This window comes from Streptomyces cellostaticus, from assembly GCF_001513965.1.
GTDB classification, from domain to species: domain Bacteria; phylum Actinomycetota; class Actinomycetes; order Streptomycetales; family Streptomycetaceae; genus Streptomyces; species Streptomyces cellostaticus.
Genome location: NZ_KQ948038.1, coordinates 101,987 through 118,906, shown reverse-complemented (window position 1 = coordinate 118,906; position 16,920 = coordinate 101,987). Strand labels below are relative to the sequence as shown.

Annotated in this window: 15 protein-coding genes; 5 read left to right on the top strand and 10 right to left on the bottom strand. The window is 69.5% G+C overall.

The features are described from left to right. Window positions 1-74: 74 nt before the first annotated feature. A complete protein-coding gene (locus AQI88_RS33225) occupies window positions 75-674 on the bottom strand; it encodes a TetR/AcrR family transcriptional regulator (protein WP_067006343.1) in 600 nt (199 codons plus the stop codon). A gap of 135 nt (window positions 675-809) precedes the next feature. Between AQI88_RS33225 and AQI88_RS33220 the strand changes: the two genes are divergently transcribed. Continuing rightward, entirely contained in the window at window positions 810-1,556 is a 747-nt protein-coding gene (locus AQI88_RS33220; RefSeq protein WP_067006341.1) for an SDR family oxidoreductase, read from the top strand. Window positions 1,557-1,774: 218 nt separating this feature from the next. Here the strand turns inward: AQI88_RS33220 and AQI88_RS33215 are convergent, their stop codons facing one another. After that, window positions 1,775-3,373, bottom strand: a complete 1,599-nt coding sequence (locus AQI88_RS33215) for an MDR family MFS transporter (protein WP_079057967.1) — start codon at window positions 3,371-3,373, stop codon at window positions 1,775-1,777. Window positions 3,374-3,498: 125 nt separating this feature from the next. Here AQI88_RS33215 and AQI88_RS33210 point away from each other — a divergent pair, with 125 nt between their 5' ends. Next, on the top strand, window positions 3,499-4,098 hold the full coding sequence (locus AQI88_RS33210) for a TetR/AcrR family transcriptional regulator (protein ID WP_067006338.1): 600 nt from the start codon (window positions 3,499-3,501) through the stop codon (window positions 4,096-4,098). Between the two features lies 1 nt (window position 4,099). Here the strand turns inward: AQI88_RS33210 and AQI88_RS33205 are convergent, their stop codons facing one another. Beyond that, complete coding sequence (locus tag AQI88_RS33205) at window positions 4,100-4,651, bottom strand: M23 family metallopeptidase (RefSeq protein WP_067006334.1); 552 nt, start codon at window positions 4,649-4,651, stop codon at window positions 4,100-4,102. A 467-nt stretch (window positions 4,652-5,118) separates the two neighbouring features. Here AQI88_RS33205 and AQI88_RS33200 point away from each other — a divergent pair, with 467 nt between their 5' ends. After that, window positions 5,119-5,727, top strand: coding sequence for an HAD family acid phosphatase (locus AQI88_RS33200; RefSeq protein ID WP_067006332.1), 609 nt, complete (start codon window positions 5,119-5,121; stop codon window positions 5,725-5,727). Window positions 5,728-5,784: 57 nt separating this feature from the next. Then, complete coding sequence (locus AQI88_RS33195) at window positions 5,785-8,826, top strand: NACHT domain-containing protein (protein ID WP_067006329.1); 3,042 nt, start codon at window positions 5,785-5,787, stop codon at window positions 8,824-8,826. A 59-nt stretch (window positions 8,827-8,885) separates the two neighbouring features. Here AQI88_RS33195 and AQI88_RS33190 read toward each other — a convergent pair whose 3' ends face one another. Beyond that, window positions 8,886-11,414, bottom strand: a complete 2,529-nt coding sequence (locus tag AQI88_RS33190) for an ATP-dependent Clp protease ATP-binding subunit (RefSeq protein ID WP_067006326.1) — start codon at window positions 11,412-11,414, stop codon at window positions 8,886-8,888. A 430-nt stretch (window positions 11,415-11,844) separates the two neighbouring features. Here AQI88_RS33190 and AQI88_RS33185 point away from each other — a divergent pair, with 430 nt between their 5' ends. Then, entirely contained in the window at window positions 11,845-12,507 is a 663-nt protein-coding gene (locus AQI88_RS33185; protein ID WP_107118736.1) for an SCO3374 family protein, read from the top strand. On the opposite strand, the gene AQI88_RS33180 is transcribed toward AQI88_RS33185, so the two are convergent. The 6 genes from AQI88_RS33180 to AQI88_RS33155 all read right to left on the bottom strand — a co-directional run bounded on the left by AQI88_RS33180 (window position 12,486) and on the right by AQI88_RS33155 (window position 16,917). Continuing rightward, window positions 12,486-12,821: a histone-like nucleoid-structuring protein Lsr2 gene (locus AQI88_RS33180; protein WP_067006323.1), complete on the bottom strand. Its 336-nt coding sequence runs from the start codon at window positions 12,819-12,821 to the stop codon at window positions 12,486-12,488. The genes AQI88_RS33185 and AQI88_RS33180 overlap by 22 nt on opposite strands. Window positions 12,822-13,023: 202 nt before the next feature. Continuing rightward, window positions 13,024-13,557, bottom strand: a complete 534-nt coding sequence (locus AQI88_RS33175; RefSeq protein WP_067006320.1) for an amino-acid N-acetyltransferase — start codon at window positions 13,555-13,557, stop codon at window positions 13,024-13,026. 9 nt (window positions 13,558-13,566) lie between these two features. Beyond that, window positions 13,567-13,962, bottom strand: a complete 396-nt coding sequence (locus AQI88_RS33170; RefSeq protein ID WP_067006317.1) for a BlaI/MecI/CopY family transcriptional regulator — start codon at window positions 13,960-13,962, stop codon at window positions 13,567-13,569. A 182-nt stretch (window positions 13,963-14,144) separates the two neighbouring features. After that, the gene (locus AQI88_RS33165; RefSeq protein ID WP_067006314.1) at window positions 14,145-14,324 is read right to left on the bottom strand and encodes a hypothetical protein; all 180 of its coding nucleotides are present in this window, start codon (window positions 14,322-14,324) and stop codon (window positions 14,145-14,147) included. A 950-nt stretch (window positions 14,325-15,274) separates the two neighbouring features. After that, window positions 15,275-15,949 (bottom strand): hypothetical protein, encoded by a 675-nt coding sequence (locus AQI88_RS33160; protein ID WP_067006311.1) that lies wholly within the window; start codon window positions 15,947-15,949, stop codon window positions 15,275-15,277. A gap of 170 nt (window positions 15,950-16,119) precedes the next feature. Beyond that, window positions 16,120-16,917 carry a type III pantothenate kinase gene (locus AQI88_RS33155; RefSeq protein ID WP_067006307.1) on the bottom strand — a complete coding sequence of 266 codons (798 nt, stop codon included), beginning with the start codon at window positions 16,915-16,917 and terminating at the stop codon, window positions 16,120-16,122. Window positions 16,918-16,920: the final 3 nt, after the last annotated feature.

Here is a 16,920-nt window from a genome sequence, read left to right as displayed (position 1 = left end):
CGGGGAACTGCGCAACCGGCCACGACGGTGCCGCAGACAACCGCCGGCACGCCGCGGCACGTCCAGCGGAGCGCTCAGCTGAGCAGGGAGTCGGCGAGCCGCTCGGCCGTGGCCGCGTCCAGGGGGGCGTGGCCGAGCAGGAAGCGGTACCAGAAGAAGCCGTAGAACTGGTCGACCAGCAGGTCGACGTCCCGGTCGCCGGGGAGTTCGCCCCGGTCACGGCCGCGTTCGAGGATCTCGCGTACGGCGGCCCGGCGGGACTCGGTGAAGGTCCGCAGCAGCTCCGCCAGATGCGGGGCGCGGGCCGCTTCCCGGACGAGGGTGCGCAGGGCCGGGGCGGCGGGCGGCCGCTGCGACGCCTCGAACGTGGCCACCGCCAGCGCGCGCAGATCCCCGCGCAGGGTGCCGGTGTCCGGCGCGGGTACGTCCTGCGCCGCGCGGTCGGCGAGCGCGTCCAGCAGTACGGCACCCTTCGACGGCCACCAGCGGTACAGCGTCTGCTTTCCGACCCCGGCCGCCCGGGCGATGGTCTCCACGCTCACCGGGGCGCCGTCGGCGTCGGCGAGCAGTTCCAGGGCGGCGTCGAGGATCGCCCGGCGGGCCGCCTCGTTACGGCGCCGGCCGGTGTGCGGGCGGGGTGCCGCGCCTGCGGTGCCGGGTTCTTTCGTGTCCACGGGCTCATCCTCTCCGACTCCCCCTGCCACATTTACCCCTCTTGACGAGACTACTGGTCTCGGTAACACTTTAACGAGACCGACGTTCTCGACAAAGGGTCGGAACCCGGTGACGCATCAGGAGAGAAGCCAGTCATGAGCACTCCGAACACCAGCCACCTCGCCGGACAGCGCGTCGTCGTCATGGGCGGCAGCTCCGGCATCGGTGAGGCGACGGCCGCCTCCTTCGCGGCCGACGGCGCGGAGGTGGTCATCACCGGCCGCGGCCAGGACCGGCTCGACGCAGCCGCGGCCCGGATCGAGGGCAAGGTGTCGACGTACCGCCTGGACGCGGCCGACCGGTCTGCCGTGGACGCGTTCTTCGACCGGTCCGGACCCGTGGACCACCTCGTCCTCGCGCTCAGCGGCTCCAAGGGCGGCGGGGCCTTCGCCGAACTGGACCTCGCGGAGCTCGCGGCGGGCTTCGACGGCAAGTTCTGGCCGCACGTGAACGTCCTTCAGGCGGCCCTGCCCGCCCTGCGCCCGGGCGGCTCGGTCACCCTGGTGACCGCCGCCTCCGCCCGCGCCGCCCTCCCCGGCACCGCCGGCCTCGCCGCGATCAACGGCGCCCTGGAGGCGATGGTGCCGCCCCTCGCGGTGGAACTGGCCCCCCTGCGGATCAACGCGGTCTCCCCGGGCGTCGTCGACACGCCCTGGTGGGACGCCGTACCGGCCGAGCAGCGGGGCGCCCTCTTCGACGGCTTCGCCGCCAGCACTCCCGTGGGCCGCGTCGGCCGTCCCGAGGACATCGCCCGCGCCGTGCACATGCTCGCCGCCAACGACTTCGTGACCGGCGTGGTCCTGGAGGCGACGGGCGGCGCCACCCTGGCGACCGGCCGCTGAGGACCAGGCCCGGTCCTTCGCGAAGTCCGGCTCCTCGCTGCCGTACCCGGTCGTCGGGGGACGGACATCGGCGCCGGTCCAGGTGGTCCGGCCCGTCCGCTCCGGCCTGATCGGCCTCGTCCTCGAACGCCGGACGGCAGCCCCCGGCAGACGGCCCGCACACGGCGAAGGCCCCCCGGGGCGGACACCAGCCGGGGGGCCTTCTGCTCAGGGACGGCTCAGACCGCCTCGATCACCGGCGTCGGCACCGCATCGTCACCGCCGGCCACAGCCGCCGGCTTCTGGGGACCGCCCTTCAGCGGAACCTCCTTCACGAACAACGCCGCGATCAGCACCAGCACCGCGATCACCGCGCCCAGCAGGAACGCCGCGTGCGTACCGGCGGACACCGCATGCTGGTACGCCTCCCGCATCGGGGCCGGCAGCATCCTGAGGTGCTTCGCGTCCAGCGCGGCGGACTTCTCGGTCATGTGCTTGCCCACCGCACCGGCCCGCTCGGCCATGACGTGCTGGACCTTGTGGTTGAACAGCGCGCCCATGATGGCGACACCGAAGGAGGAACCGAGCGTACGGAACAGGGTCGTGGACGAGGACGCGACGCCCATGTCCTTCATCTGCACGCTGTTCTGCGCCACCAGCATGGTGATCTGCATCAGGCAGCCCATGCCCAGGCCCAGGACGGCCATGTAGACGCCGGAGGTCAGCCGGGTCGTACCGGTGTCCATGAGCGACAGCAGGTACAGCCCGACGATCATCAGGGCACCGCCGACGATCGGGAAGACCTTGTAGCGGCCGCTGTTGGTGGTGACCCGCCCGGCGATCATCGAGGTCACCAGCATCGCGCCGAGCATCGGCAGGAGCAGCAGGCCGGAGTTGGTCGCGGAGGCGCCCTGCACCGACTGCTGGTACAGCGGCAGGTAGAGCGTGGCGCCGAACATCACGAAGCCGGTGATGAAGCCGATGACCGACATCAGGGTGAAGTTGAGGCTCCTGAAGATGTGCAGCGGCAGCACCGGCTCGGCGGCCTTGGTCTGCCAGAACACGAACCCGACCAGCGTGGCGACGCCGATGCCGATCAGCTCCATGATCCGCGCGGAGGTCCAGGCGTACTCGGAGCCGCCCCAGGTGGTGACGAGCACGATGGAGGTGATGCCGACCGTCAGCAGCACGACGCCGAGATAGTCGATGCCGACCTTGGCCCGCTTCTTCGGCAGGTGCAGCACGGCGCTGACCAGCGCGAGCGCGACCGCGCCGAGCGGCAGGTTGATGTAGAAGGACCAGCGCCAGCCCCAGTTGTCGGTGATGGTGCCGCCGACCAGCGGGCCGCCGATCATCGCCAGCGCCATGACACCGGACATCATGCCCGTGTACTTGCCGCGCTCCCGCGGCGGGATCAGGTCGCCGATGATCGCCATGACACCGACCATCAGACCGCCGGCGCCGAGCCCCTGAACGGCCCGGAACCCGATCAGCTGCCCCATGTTCTGGGCCATGCCGCTCAGCGCGGAGCCGACCAGGAAGATCACGATCGAGGTGAGGAAGGCGCCCTTGCGCCCGTACATGTCACCGAGCTTGCCCCAGATCGGGGTCGAGGCCGCGGTCGCCAGGGTGTACCCGGTCACCACCCAGGACAGGTGCTCCAGGCCGCCCAGCTCACCCACGATCGTCGGCATCGCCGTACCCACGATCATGTTGTCGAGCATCGCGAGCATCATCGCGATCATGAGCGCGAGCAGGACCACGCGTACGCTCTTCGGCTGTTTCTCCTGCTGGTCCGGCATCCCCTGGCCCGTCACGGCCGCATCCGTGTCCGCCATCTCTCCCACTCCCCCTGACGACTCAACTTACTTGCCGCCCGGCTAGTTCCCACTACACTGGGAAGGTAGACCTGTCACTAGCCGGGCGTCAAGTAAGTTTCCGCGGGAGCGCGAGGAGTACGAGGATGGGCGTCACCATGGACGGCACCAAGCAGCAGCGCCGCGGCAACACCCGCCAGCGCATCCAGGACGTGGCGCTCGAACTCTTCGCCGAGCAGGGCTACGAGAAGACCTCCCTGCGGGAGATCGCCGAGCGTCTCGACGTCACGAAAGCGGCCCTTTACTACCACTTCAAGACGAAGGAAGAGATCATCGTCAGCCTCTTCGAGGACCTGACGAAACCGATCGAGGACCTGATCGAGTGGGGCAGGGAGCAGCCGCACACCCTGGAGACCAAGCAGGAGATCATCCGGCGCTACAGCCAGGCACTGGGCGGCGCCGAGCCGCTCTTCCGGTTCATGCAGGAGAACCAGGCGACGGTACGGGAACTGCGCATCGGCGAAGCCTTCAAGGACCGGATGCGCGGCCTCAGGGACATCATCATCGACCCCGAGGCACCACTCGTCGAACAGGTCCGCTGCATCAGCGCCATGTTCACGCTGCACGCCGGGATGTTCGTGATGCAGGACCTGGAAGGCGACTCCGAGAAGAAGCGCGAGGCCGTTCTCGAAGTCGCCTTGGACCTCGTCACACAGGCGCACGAGGGCGCCCGTAAGCGGGGCTGACTCAGACGGTCACGCCCTGGGCGCGCAGGAAGGCGACCGGGTCGACGGCGGAGCCGTAGTTCGGGGTCGTGCGGATCTCGAAGTGCAGGTGCGGGCCGGTGGAGTTGCCGGTGCTGCCCGAAAGGGCGACGTGCTGGCCGGTCTTGACGATCTGGCCGGCCTTGACGTCGATCCGGGACAGGTGCGCGTACTGCGAGTAGGTGCCGTTGCCGTGCTTGATGACGACGGCGTTGCCGTACGCGGGGCCGTCACCGGCGCCGTTCGGGCCGGCCTTGACGACGGTACCGCCGTGCGCGGCGACGACCTCGGTGCCGGTCGGCACGGCGAAGTCCTGGCCGCTGTGTTTGGCGACCCAGTGGCTGCCGGCCTGCATGAAGCTGGCCGAGAGCGTGTACTTCTTCACCGGGTCGACCCAGGAGGCGGCGGACGGCGCGGCGGCGCTCGCGACCCCGGCCCCCAGCACGGCCGTGGCGCCCACCCCGGCGGCCAGGACGGTCACGCGGGTACGGAGCGAGGACGTACGGGAAGAACGGGACGTGGCGCGCTGGAACATCGAGACCTCGTGGTTTCGGGGACAGAACCGCCACCCGGCGCAGGGACGTTCGCCGGAGGGCCAGTCATTGGTAACCCCCCACCCCATCCCGCCTCAATGCCCACTATCTACGGCATGGACTAGTAGATGAGTACAAAACGACCCACTTCTTGACAGAGGGTCCACCGCGCGGGCATCAGCCCGGCCGACGTCGGCATTTCACACAAAGCCCGGGAACGAAAGTCCCTTTTTGCCCGCATAAGAGGTCGACTATCCGGGTTAGTAATGGCCACATCGCCTGTGCGGCATATCACCGGCTCACCGCCGACTTCCTAAACCACCGCCCGGAGAAATGTGACGCACACCCCTAGGCGCCTACCGTTCAGTAACCCTACGGTTCCCCTCACGCCACCCTCGCCACAGATCATGCCCCTGACATTCGACTGTTTCAGGCCGTGCAGCGTACGGACGTGAGAGGACCCCCACCGATGACCAGAGGCCCCTGGGCGCACCGAATATCCGCCACCGCCGTCACCGTGGCCGCGCTCGCCGCGCTCGCCACCCCGGCCGAGGCGGCGACCACGACCAGCAGCACCTCCACCACGGTCGACTACGCGACCTGGCAGAAGGACTGCCAGACGGTGATGGACCAGGCCCTGCCGTACCTCAAGGACCGCATCGCCGCCGCCGAGCCCGGCGAGAAGCAGGCGATCGTCTTCGACATCGACAACACCACGCTGGAGACCGACTTCGGCTTCAGCTACCCGCAGCCGGCCAACAAGCCCGTCCTGAACGTCGCCCGCTACGCCCAGGAGCACGGCGTCTCCCTCTTCTTCGTCACCGCTCGCCCGGGCATCATCTACTGGCCCACCGAGTACAACCTCGAGCACGACGGCTACGACGTCTCCGGCCTCTACGTCCGCGGCTTCTTCGACCTCTTCAAGGACGTCGCCGCCTACAAGACCGCCCAGCGCGTCGGCATCGAGAACCAGGGCTACGCGATCATCGCGAACATCGGCAACAGCGCGACGGACCTCTCGGGCGGGCATGCCGAGAAGACGTTCAAACTGCCGGACTACAACGGGCAGTTGTCCTGACGGCAACTCGGACCTGCGGTTAGGCTCCGTCTGTTCCTGCGACTACGGGGGTGGCGGATGGAGCCGGCCGTACTGGGCAGCAAGCTGGTGTCCAGCCTGATCGGGCCGCTGGTGAAGAAGCTGTTCGTGGCGGACGGGCCGGGTGCGGGGCTGGTGGACAAACCGGTGCGTTTGTCCACGCTCGTGTCGTTCCGGGGTGAGAAGCGCACCCTGACCGAGAAGGACGTCCACCGGCTGGCCGGGCGGCTGGTGGCCCAGGCGGTGGACTCCCCGGGCGAGGCCCCCTTTCCCGCCGACGAACAGTCCGCCGTCGCCGACGCCCTGGCCCGCAGGCTGCTCGCACTCGGCGACCTGAACATGGACGACGTGCAGGCCGTACGCCTGGGCCACCGCGAGCTGGCCAGGCAGCTGCACCAAGCCGACTTCGTCTTCGGCAACGGCCTTTCCAGGGACGCCTCCCTCTTCCTCGACTCCGCGACGGAGTGGGCCTGCCTGCAGATCCTGGAGTTCTTCACCCGGCGCTCCTCCTTCGTAGCCCGCACGCTCGTCGAACAGAGCCGTGGGCAGGCAGAACTGATCGCCAAGGTGGACGAGCTGATCGCGCGCATCCCGCGCCCCGACGCCCGCGACACCGCCTTCGAGCGCCGCTACCTCCCGTACGTCGCCCAGCAGCACAACCACATCACCATCTACGGCATCGACCTGCGCGACTCCCCGGACCGCTGGCCCCTCGAAGTGGCCTATCTGAGCCTGGAGGCGACCGCCGCGCAGGAGGCTTTACCTGAGGCGCTGCCGGGCGAGCGCCCGCCCGCCGCCACAGGCCGGCTGCCCGCCGAGGAGGCGCTGGTCACCGACTCCCGCGTCCTGCTGCGCGGCGACGCGGGCTCCGGCAAGACGACCCTGGTGCAGTGGCTGGCGGTGACGGCGGCCCGGGTCGGCGACCGCATCCCGTACGTCCTCCCGTTGCGCACTCTGATCCGCACGGGCCGGCTCCCGACCCCGGCCGACTTCCTCAAGGCGGTGAGCTGCCCGCTGACCCCGCCCGAGGGCTGGGCCGAACGCGTCCTGGCGGCGGGCCGCGGCCTGGTCCTGGTGGACGGCCTGGACGAGATCCCGGCCGCCGACCGCCACCGCACCCGCGACTGGCTGCGCTCCCTGCTCCAGGCCTACCCCGGCAACCACTGGCTCCTGACCTCCCGCCCCACGGCCGTACGGCCCGACTGGCTGGCCCAGGAGGGCTTCCGGGAACTGTCCCTGGCCCCGATGCGCCGCTCCGAGGTGACGACGTTCGTACGGCGCTGGCACGAGGCGGCGCAGGTGCCCGAGTACGAAGGCCCGCTGCTGGACGCGCTGCGCACCAAGCGGGACTTGGCCAGGCTGGCCACCAACCCGTTGATGTGCGGCCTGATCTGCGCGCTGCACCGCGAGCGGCGGGGCTACCTCCCCACCGGCCGCAAGGAGTTGTACGACGCTGCCCTCACGATGCTGCTTGCCCGGCGGGACCGGGAGCGGGGGATGGGTGTCGAGCTCGGTGAGGAAGTGCAGCTGGAGCTGTTGCAGCGGCTGGCCTATGCACTGGTGCTGAGCGGCCGTACCGAGATGGACGCCGGTACCGCCGAAGGGATTGTGGAGCGGTGTCTGCCGACAGTCGTATCGGCGCAGGGGGACGCGGCGGCGGTTCTTCGGACACTACTGCTGCGGAGCGGGCTGCTGCGCCAACCGGCCGAGGGCGTGGTGGACTTCGTGCACCGCACCTTCCAGGACTACCTGGCAGCGCGCTACGCGGTGGAGGAGGGCCACCTCCAGGTCCTCGTCAGCCACGGCGACGACACGCAATGGGAAGACGTCATCCGGATGGCGGTGGCCCATGCCCGGCCCGGTGAGCGCGCCTGGATGCTGGGGGAGCTGCTGGTTCGGAACACGCCTCGGCTCACTCTGCTGGCGCTGGCATGCCTTGAACATACGGCGGCCTTGGAACCGAAGGTCCGGCTGGAGGTGGAGGCCCGAGCCGCGGCGCTGATTCCGCCACGTACGACGGAGGACGCCAAGACCCTGGCGGACGCGGGGCCGTTGGTGCTGGAGCTGTTGCCAGGGCCGGACGGGCTCACGGACGAGGAGGCACAGGGCGTCACGGTCACCGCCTCGGTCCTCGGGGCGGAGGAACCGGACGGAGCGCTGGCCGTGCTACGACGCTTCCGGGACCATCCGGGCTTCGACGTGCGGCGTCAACTGGCCGGAACCTGGAGCCGGTTCGACACCCTGACCTACGCAGCCGAGGTACTGGACCATCTTGACCGGGCGCACCTCATCCTCCCCTGCGACTCGCCCGACCAGCGCGCGGCCCTCGCCGGGATGCGTCCGTGGCCCGAGGTCTCTTTCCGGGGCCCGCATCACATCGAGGACATCCTGGCCGCCCTGCCGGCCCCCGGGACGCTGCACTCGCTCGATCTGCGAAGCAACCCGACCATCACCGATCTGGCCGTTCTGACGCCGTTCAGCTCGCTCCGTCGGTTGTGGCTGAGCGAATGTCCTTCCGTGACGGGCCTGGAGCGGTTGTCCGCGCTGCCGCTCGACGGCCTCGTCTTCGACGGTATCGCCGACATGAGCGGGCTGCGGTCCTTGCGGTCACTCACCAGTCTCTCTCTGAGTCAGGAACTGCCGGGCTCCACGCTCACCCGCGTGCTCCCGGTCGACGCACCATTGGAGTTCCTCTTCCTGGGGAGCAAAAGCACCGACAGTACGGGGCTGCGGGGACTGCGGCACTGGAGCACGCTGCAGCGGCTCAGCCTTGGTCCGTTGACCACGGAGCTGACAGTCGCCGACTGGCAGGAGGTCGCCGACCTGCCCCAGTTGAACCACCTGTATCTGAACGCGACGATCATCCGGGATTTCCTGCACTCCATCGAGCTGATGCCTGAACTCCCCGGCATCGAGATTCTGCGGGTGGCCGCCATGTACGGTGCCGAGGATCTCGCCGCCTTGGTCCCCCGGTTGCCCGGGCTGCGCTCGGTGATCCTGCACAACCGGCCCGGTGCTTCGTTCCCGGTCTCTCGCTTCGCGGGGCTGTTCCCGGATGCGGAAGTCACCTTGGACCGCTGAAAACGCAGAAGGGGGCCGGTGCCCGAAAGCACCGGCCCCTCATGGCGTCGCCGTAAGGCTTACGCGTCCTTGCTCAGGTTGGGCCCCGCCCCACCGGCCGCCTGCTCGATCGGCGGAACGTCCGGCAGTGCGGACTTCTCCTCACCCCGGAAGGTGAAGGTCTGGGACTCGCCCTCGCCCTCGGTGTCCACGACCACGATGTGACCGGGGCGCAGCTCGCCGAAGAGGATCTTCTCCGAGAGCGTGTCCTCGATCTCGCGCTGGATCGTGCGGCGCAGCGGACGCGCGCCCAGCACCGGGTCGTAACCCTTCTTGGACAGCAGCTCCTTGGCGGACTGGGAGAGCTCGATGCCCATGTCCCGGTCCTTGAGGCGCTCGTCCACCTTGCCGACCATCAGGTCGACGATCCGCAGGATGTCCTCCTGGGTCAGCTGCGGGAAGACGACCACGTCGTCGACGCGGTTGAGGAACTCGGGGCGGAAGTGCTGCTTGAGCTCGTCCGACACCTTGTTCTTCATGCGCTCGTAGTTGGTCTTCGTGTCACCCGAGGCCGCGAAGCCCAGGTTGAAGCCCTTGGAGATGTCCCGGGTGCCGAGGTTGGTCGTCATGATGATGACCGTGTTCTTGAAGTCCACGACCCGGCCCTGGGAGTCGGTCAGACGACCGTCCTCCAGGATCTGCAGCAGCGAGTTGAAGATGTCGGGGTGCGCCTTCTCGACCTCGTCGAAAAGGACCACCGAGAACGGCTTGCGCCGCACCTTCTCCGTCAGCTGACCGCCCTCTTCGTAGCCCACGTATCCGGGGGGCGAACCGAAGAGACGCGAGACCGTGTGCTTCTCGCTGAACTCCGACATGTCGAGGGAGATCAGCGCGTCCTCGTCGCCGAAGAGGAACTCGGCGAGCGCCTTGGACAGCTCGGTCTTACCGACACCGGACGGGCCGGCGAAGATGAACGAGCCACCGGGACGCTTCGGGTCCTTCAGACCGGCACGCGTACGACGGATCGCCTTCGACAGCGCCTTGACGGCGTCGACCTGGCCGATGACGCGCTTGTGGAGCTCGTCCTCCATGCGCAGCAGACGGGAGGACTCCTCCTCGGTCAGCTTGAAGACCGGGATGCCGGTGGCCGTGGCGAGGACCTCGGCGATCAGCTCGCCGTCGACCTCGGCGACGACGTCCATGTCGCCGGCCTTCCACTCCTTCTCCCGCTTGGCCTTGGCGGCCAGGAGCTGCTTCTCCTTGTCGCGCAGGGAGGCGGCCTTCTCGAAGTCCTGCGAGTCGATCGCGGACTCCTTGTCCCGGCGGACGGCGGCGATCTTCTCGTCGAACTCGCGCAGGTCCGGCGGAGCGGTCATCCGGCGGATGCGCATCCTCGATCCGGCCTCGTCGATCAGGTCGATCGCCTTGTCCGGCAGGAAGCGGTCCGAGATGTAGCGGTCGGCCAGGGTGGCGGCCTGGACCAGGGCCTCGTCCGTGATGGAGACGCGGTGGTGGGCCTCGTACCGGTCACGCAGACCCTTGAGGATCTCGATCGTGTGCGGCAGGGACGGCTCGGCGACCTGGATGGGCTGGAAGCGGCGCTCCAGGGCCGCGTCCTTCTCCAGGTGCTTGCGGTACTCGTCCAGCGTGGTCGCACCGATGGTCTGCAGCTCACCGCGGGCCAGCATCGGCTTCAGGATCGAAGCGGCGTCGATGGCGCCCTCGGCGGCACCCGCACCGACCAGCGTGTGCAGCTCGTCGATGAACAGGATGATGTCGCCGCGGGTGCGGATCTCCTTGAGCACCTTCTTCAGGCGCTCCTCGAAGTCACCGCGGTAGCGGGAGCCGGCAACCAGGGCGCCGAGGTCCAGCGTGTAGAGGTGCTTGTCCTTGAGGGTCTCGGGCACCTCGCCCTTGACGATGGCCTGGGCGAGGCCCTCGACGACGGCAGTCTTGCCGACGCCGGGCTCACCGATCAGCACCGGGTTGTTCTTGGTGCGGCGGGACAGCACCTGCATGACCCGCTCGATCTCCTTCTCGCGCCCGATGACCGGGTCGAGCTTGGACTCACGAGCGGCCTGGGTGAGGTTCCGGCCGAACTGGTCGAGGACCAGGGACGTCGAGGGGGTGCCCTCGGCGGGACCGCCGGCGGTGGCAGCCTCCTTGCCCTGCTGGTAACCGGAGAGCAGCTGGATGACCTGCTGCCGCACCCGGTTGAGGTCTGCGCCCAGCTTGACCAGGACCTGGGCGGCGACGCCCTCGCCCTCGCGGATCAGGCCGAGCAGGATGTGCTCCGTGCCGATGTAGTTGTGGCCCAGCTGAAGGGCCTCGCGGAGCGACAGCTCCAGGACCTTCTTGGCACGGGGGGTGAAGGGGATGTGCCCGGACGGGGCCTGCTGGCCCTGGCCGATGATCTCCTCCACCTGCTGGCGGACCGCCTCAAGCGAAATGCCGAGGCTCTCCAGGGCCTTAGCGGCGACACCTTCGCCCTCGTGGATGAGACCCAGGAGGATGTGCTCGGTGCCGATGTAGTTGTGGTTGAGCATCCGGGCTTCTTCCTGAGCCAGGACGACAACCCGCCGCGCGCGGTCGGTGAACCTCTCGAACATCGTTAATCGCTCCTCAGAGCGGTCAGGCAGTGGGGGGAACTTCCCCTCCCTGTCCTTCCGCAGCTTAGTCCCGCAAGCGGGGACCGCTCATTCCAACTGCCGACACCGTCCTTGGCCTCCTGACCCCGAACGCCGACATCTGCTCCAACCCGATGGTGCGAGACGATGTTCCCGCAGGCCAGGCAGTTACCCCACTCGCCACTACGCCGATGGCGAACGTGAGACGTCCCGTTCTGCGCGTCGCCCCCTCCCACTAGGCATGTCTTACCCGCAGGGACTGACACTCCATGCCGCGCGCACCGGTTCCCTCCGCTATGGGCGAACAACCTTGCGCCTCCCCGGGCCCCCGCACGCCCCCCTCGTGGGCACTCTGTGCGTTCGACAGAACACCCAGCGTAACCTGTGGCCTGCTTCGGCGGTTGCACTTGGCATGGCTGGCACGGTCTCCATGACCTCCACGGTCCCCCTTCCTCGCCGCCCCGTCGATCCGGAGACGCCCGCCCGCCCGGACGGCCCGGACGGCCGGCCCGATCCGGATGTCCGGGCCCGGCACTGGTACGAGAACGATCTGGGCTGGCCGACCGTGCCCGGACGGCCGCTGCGGCTGGTCACGGGGGTGCGGTTCGACGTGCTGGACGTGCCGGCCGAGGCGGGCGCCGCAGCGCTCCGGCATCTCGTACCGGACTCTCCGGTGGCCCGGCGCGGTGACCGGATGCGGCTGCTGGTGGCCGCGGGCAGCGCGGAGGAGCTGCCGGAGGTGCTGGACTGGCTGGAGTGGGGCGCGCTGGCGCTCGATCTGCGAGCCCTGGGCACGGGCGGCCTGATGCAGGCGCCACTGCTGCCCGGGCGGGCCTGCGCCGGGGACGGCGCCGATGCCGCTGAGGGGGCCGCTGTATGGCTGCGACCCCCTTCGCCGGGGTGCGAGGTCGAGGCCTCGCTGCCGGCACTGCCGGCCATGGAGGGCCTGGGGGGCACCCCCGATCTCGTACGACTGGTGGACACGGTGGCAGCCCAGTGCCACCGCGTCCGGCTGCGGCGCGCGAGCGCCCCTTCGCCCGCCTGCCGGAGAAATCAGCCGTTGGCCTTCTCGTAGGCCTCGCGAATGGACGCGGGAACACGGCCGCGGTCGTTGACCTCGTAACCGTTCTCCTTCGCCCAGGCGCGGATCGCCGCGGTGTCCTGGCTGCCACCGGAAGCGGCACGCGCCTTTCCGCGCCCGCCCGAAGCACGGCCTCCGGTACGACGACCGCCCTTCAGATAGGGGTCGAGAAGGCCGCGCAGCTTGTCCGCATTGGCGGTCGTGAGATCGATCTCGTACGTCTTGCCGTCCAACGCGAACGTCACGGTCTCGTCCGCCTCGCCGCCGTCGAGGTCGTCGACAAGAAGGACCTGAACCTTCTGTGCCACCGGATTTCCTTTCATCGATAACGTGAGGGCAGGGGGTGTGCGGCGTCCGCCGTTTCGCCGTCCCTGTTATATGCAGTACTGCAGTACGTCGGAAAGCAAACCGCTTTTGCCGGAAAAACACAAACCCCTGGGAGAGATCAGGGGACCCGCCTCGGCCCGGAAACATGCGCGTTTCGGACATAGGCCACCCGGGCAATGACGATCACAGATGCAGAAGCATCCGGCTGTTGCCCAAGGTGTTCGGTTTCACTCGTTCGAGACCGAGGAACTCCGCGACGCCCTCGTCATAGGAACGCAACAGCTCCGCGTAGACATCGGTGTCAACCGGCGTCTCACCGATCTCCACGAAGCCGTGCTTCCCGAAGAAGTCCACTTCGAAGGTCAGGCAGAAAACGCGTCGAACGCCGAGCCAGCGCGCGGTCTCCACCAACTTCTCCAGCAACTGGTGACCGACGCCGGCGCCCTTGAGGCCGGGCTTCACCGCGAGAGTGCGGACTTCCGCGAGGTCTTCCCACATGACGTGCAGCGCGCCGCAGCCGACCACCTCGGCGTTGTCGTCGCGTTCCGCGACCCAGAACTCCTGGATGTCCTCGTAAAGCGTGACCGTGGCTTTGTCGAGCAGGATGCGGTCGCGGACGTAGGCGTCGAGGAGCCGGCGCACGGCCGGGACATCGCTGGTCCGGGCCCGCCGGACGGTGATGGCTTTTGCGGTGACTTCGGGACGCTCTGCTGACATGAGCGGACGCTATCGCTCGTCGGCATCCCCAGCCGAGCCGGGGTTCTCCTCTTGCGAGGCTTGAGCGGCTTCCTGCGTTTCCGGCCCCTGGACGATGCGTACGGCGTCCCTGAGGGCGAGGCGCTGTTCCTCGCTCATCATCCCGAAGAAGGCGACGAGAGCGGCGGCGGGGTTGTCGCTCTGCGACCAGGCGTCGTTCATCAGGGCAGCGGCGTAGGCGGCTCGAGTCGAGACGGCCTCATATCGATAGGCACGTCCTTCCGCCTCACGGCGCACCCAGCCCTTCTGATGGAGATTGTCCAAAACGGTCATCACGGTGGTGTACGCGATGGACCGTTCCTGCTGGAGGTCTTCCAGGACTTCTCGAACGGTCACCGGGCGGTTCCACTTCCAGACCCGCGTCATGACCGCGTCTTCGAGTTCTCCCAATGGGCGAGGCACAACTCAGAACAATAGTGGGAGATCCCGACAATGGCGTGCCAGACGTGCACTTAGGCTACAAAAGCGAACAAAAAGGGCGTACGACTCGGAAAGCACCGGGGTGCGGGGAGTCGTACGCCGCGACAGGCGTTCGGCAGGCGAAGAGCTCAGGCGTCGCCGCCGGCCGGGGCCTGCTGCGCACGCTCCGCGCGCGCGAGGGCGGCGTCGACGGCCGCGTCCTCCTTGGCCTTGGCGGCCCCGCCCTGGGTCTTCACGATCACCCTGACCAGACCGATGAAGAACACGGCCATGACGACCGGAGGCACGAGCGCGGAGACGTAGTCCATGCCTCCAGGGTAGCCACGGGGCCCCGGGCGAATAGGGCGGGGTGGGCGAACCAGGGCACCGCCCACGGATGAGGCACCGGGCCTGCGGCAATGCCCGCCCGCCCCTCGACGCCGCCCTCCCAGACGCCCCACGCACTCACCCGGGGGCGCGTGCCCGGGTGCGCCCGAGGCGGCTCCAGGCCCGGGCCCATCCCCGTTCGGCACGGCCCCGCCGCCCCCACCATGCGCCCAGACAGCCCGCCATCTGCCCGGGTGATACCCCGGGTGCAAGCGAGGCGGCCAGGTCCGGTGCAGCGTCTGCCCGGTAGTCCGCGTTGTCCGCCCAGACCTCCACGGGGTACGCGGCAGACGGCCGGGGTCCAGGACAGCGCCCGCCCAGCCGTCCACACAGGCCACCCAGACACCCCCACCACCTGCCCAGCCCGACACCCCAGGCGCAAGCCAAGCGACCCGGATCCAGGACAGCGCCCGCCCAGCCGTCCACACAGGCCACCCAGACACCCCCACCACCTGCCCAGCCCGACACCCCAGGCGCAAGCCAAGCGACCCGGATCCAGGACAGCGCCCGCCCAGCCGTCCGCGCAGGCCGCCCTGACATCCCCGCCGCGCACCCGGGCGCGAACGAGGCAGCCCCAGGCCCTGGACCATCCCCGTTCGGCCGGCCAAGCCGTCCACACCGTCCGCCCAGACCTCCACGCCGCCTGCCCGGGCTGATACCCCGAGTGCGAACGAGGCGGCCCAGCGCTCAGCCATCGATGCCGTCCGCCCAGACCTCCGCGCCGCTCACCCGGGGCGCGTGCCCGGGTGCGCACGAGGCGGCCCCAGGTCCGGGGTCGTCCCCGTTCGGCCGGCCGCGCCGTCCGCCCGGACTTTCGTGCCACCCGCCCAGGCCGATACCCCAAGTGCGAGCGAGGCGGCCCGGGTCCGTGGCAGCGCCCGCGGCAATCCGCTCAGCCGGCCGCCAGTTGCTGTGTTTCGGGGGGATTGGCCGGCGGTCCGGGACGCCTGCGGGGCGGGAAGACCTCGCCCGGGGTGGGGATGGGGCGCTTCGGGGCGGACGGTTGCGTGGCGGGGGGTTCGGACGGGGGGCGGACGGGTTTCGGGGCGGGCTTGCCCGTGGGGTCCTGGGAGGGCTTCTGGGCGGGTTTCTCCGGACCCTGGGGCTGGACGGCCGGGGCGCTGTCCGCGCCGCCGGGAAGGGCCAGCAGGCGCGTCCGGGAGGGGGGTACGGCGGGGGCGGGGACCTTGCGCGCACCCTGGGCGAAGCGTGCCCGTACGTCCTGCTCGGCGAGCACCTGACAGCGGTCCAGCAGAGCGGCCGCCATGGGGTTCCCGCGCAGCGCCCGCAGTGCTGCGAGGTCGTCCGGAGTCGGCCGGTGTCCGGCGCCCAGCGCCTCCTCCAGGAGCGCGAGGTAATCGGCAGCGGTCCCTGGCAGGGCGGCGCGGTACCGGCCGAGGTCGGCCACCAGGAAGGCGCGCAGCCGGGCCCCCTCGCGCATCGCCTCGTCGAGGGACTCGGCGAGGCGGAAGCAGTCCTTGATGTCCTCGGCGGACGCTCGGCCGGGGTGAAGGGCGAGGGCGAGGGCGCGGCGGAGCACACGCAGCTCCTCCGCGCCGAACGCCATGCCGCCGCGGGATCCGTATGGCGTGGGCATGCGGCGACGCTACCGCTAATCGGACAAAAGTTACGGATCGGAATGTTGTGTCGTCGCGTGTCGTTTCCGGGTTTCCCTCGACCGGGGCCACACGCGCGCGGCGACAGCGAAAACCGGCGCCCGCGCGGGCGCCGGTCCCCTCACATGCGCGACACGTTCCGCTCGTACACCAGGCGCAGCCCGATCAGCGTCAGCCACGGCTGGTGCTCGTCGATCACCGAGGACTCCCCCAGCACCATCGGCGCGAGACCGCCCGTGGCGATCACCGTCACGTCGTCCGGATCGTCGGCCAGCTCCCGCGCCATCCTGCTGACGACTCCGTCGACCTGCCCGGCGAACCCGTACACGATGCCCGCCTGCATGGCCTCCACCGTGTTCTTGCCGATCACACTGCGCGGCCGGGCCACCTCGATCTTGCGCAGCTGCGCACCCTTGACGCCGAGCGCCTCCACGGAGATCTCGATACCGGGCGCGATGACCCCGCCGACGTACTCCCCGCGCGCGGAGACCGCGTCGAACGTCGTCGCCGTACCGAAGTCCACGACGATCGCCGGACCGCCGTACAGCTCGACGGCGGCCACCGCGTTGATGATCCGGTCCGCCCCGACCTCCTTGGGGTTGTCGGTGAGGATCGGCACGCCGGTCTTCACGCCCGGCTCGACCAGGACGGCCGGCACATCGCCGTAGTACCGCCGGGTGACCTCGCGCAGCTCGTGCAGCACCGACGGCACGGTCGCGCAGATCGCGATGCCGTCGATGCCGTCGCCCAGCTCCTCGCCGAGCAGCGGGTGCATGCCCATCAGGCCCTGCAGCAGCACCGCCAGCTCGTCCGCCGTGCGGCGCGCGTCCGTGGAGATGCGCCAGTGCTCGACGATGTCCTCGCCGTCGAACAGGCCGAGCACGGTGTGCGTGTTACCGACGTCGATCGTGAGCAGCATGGC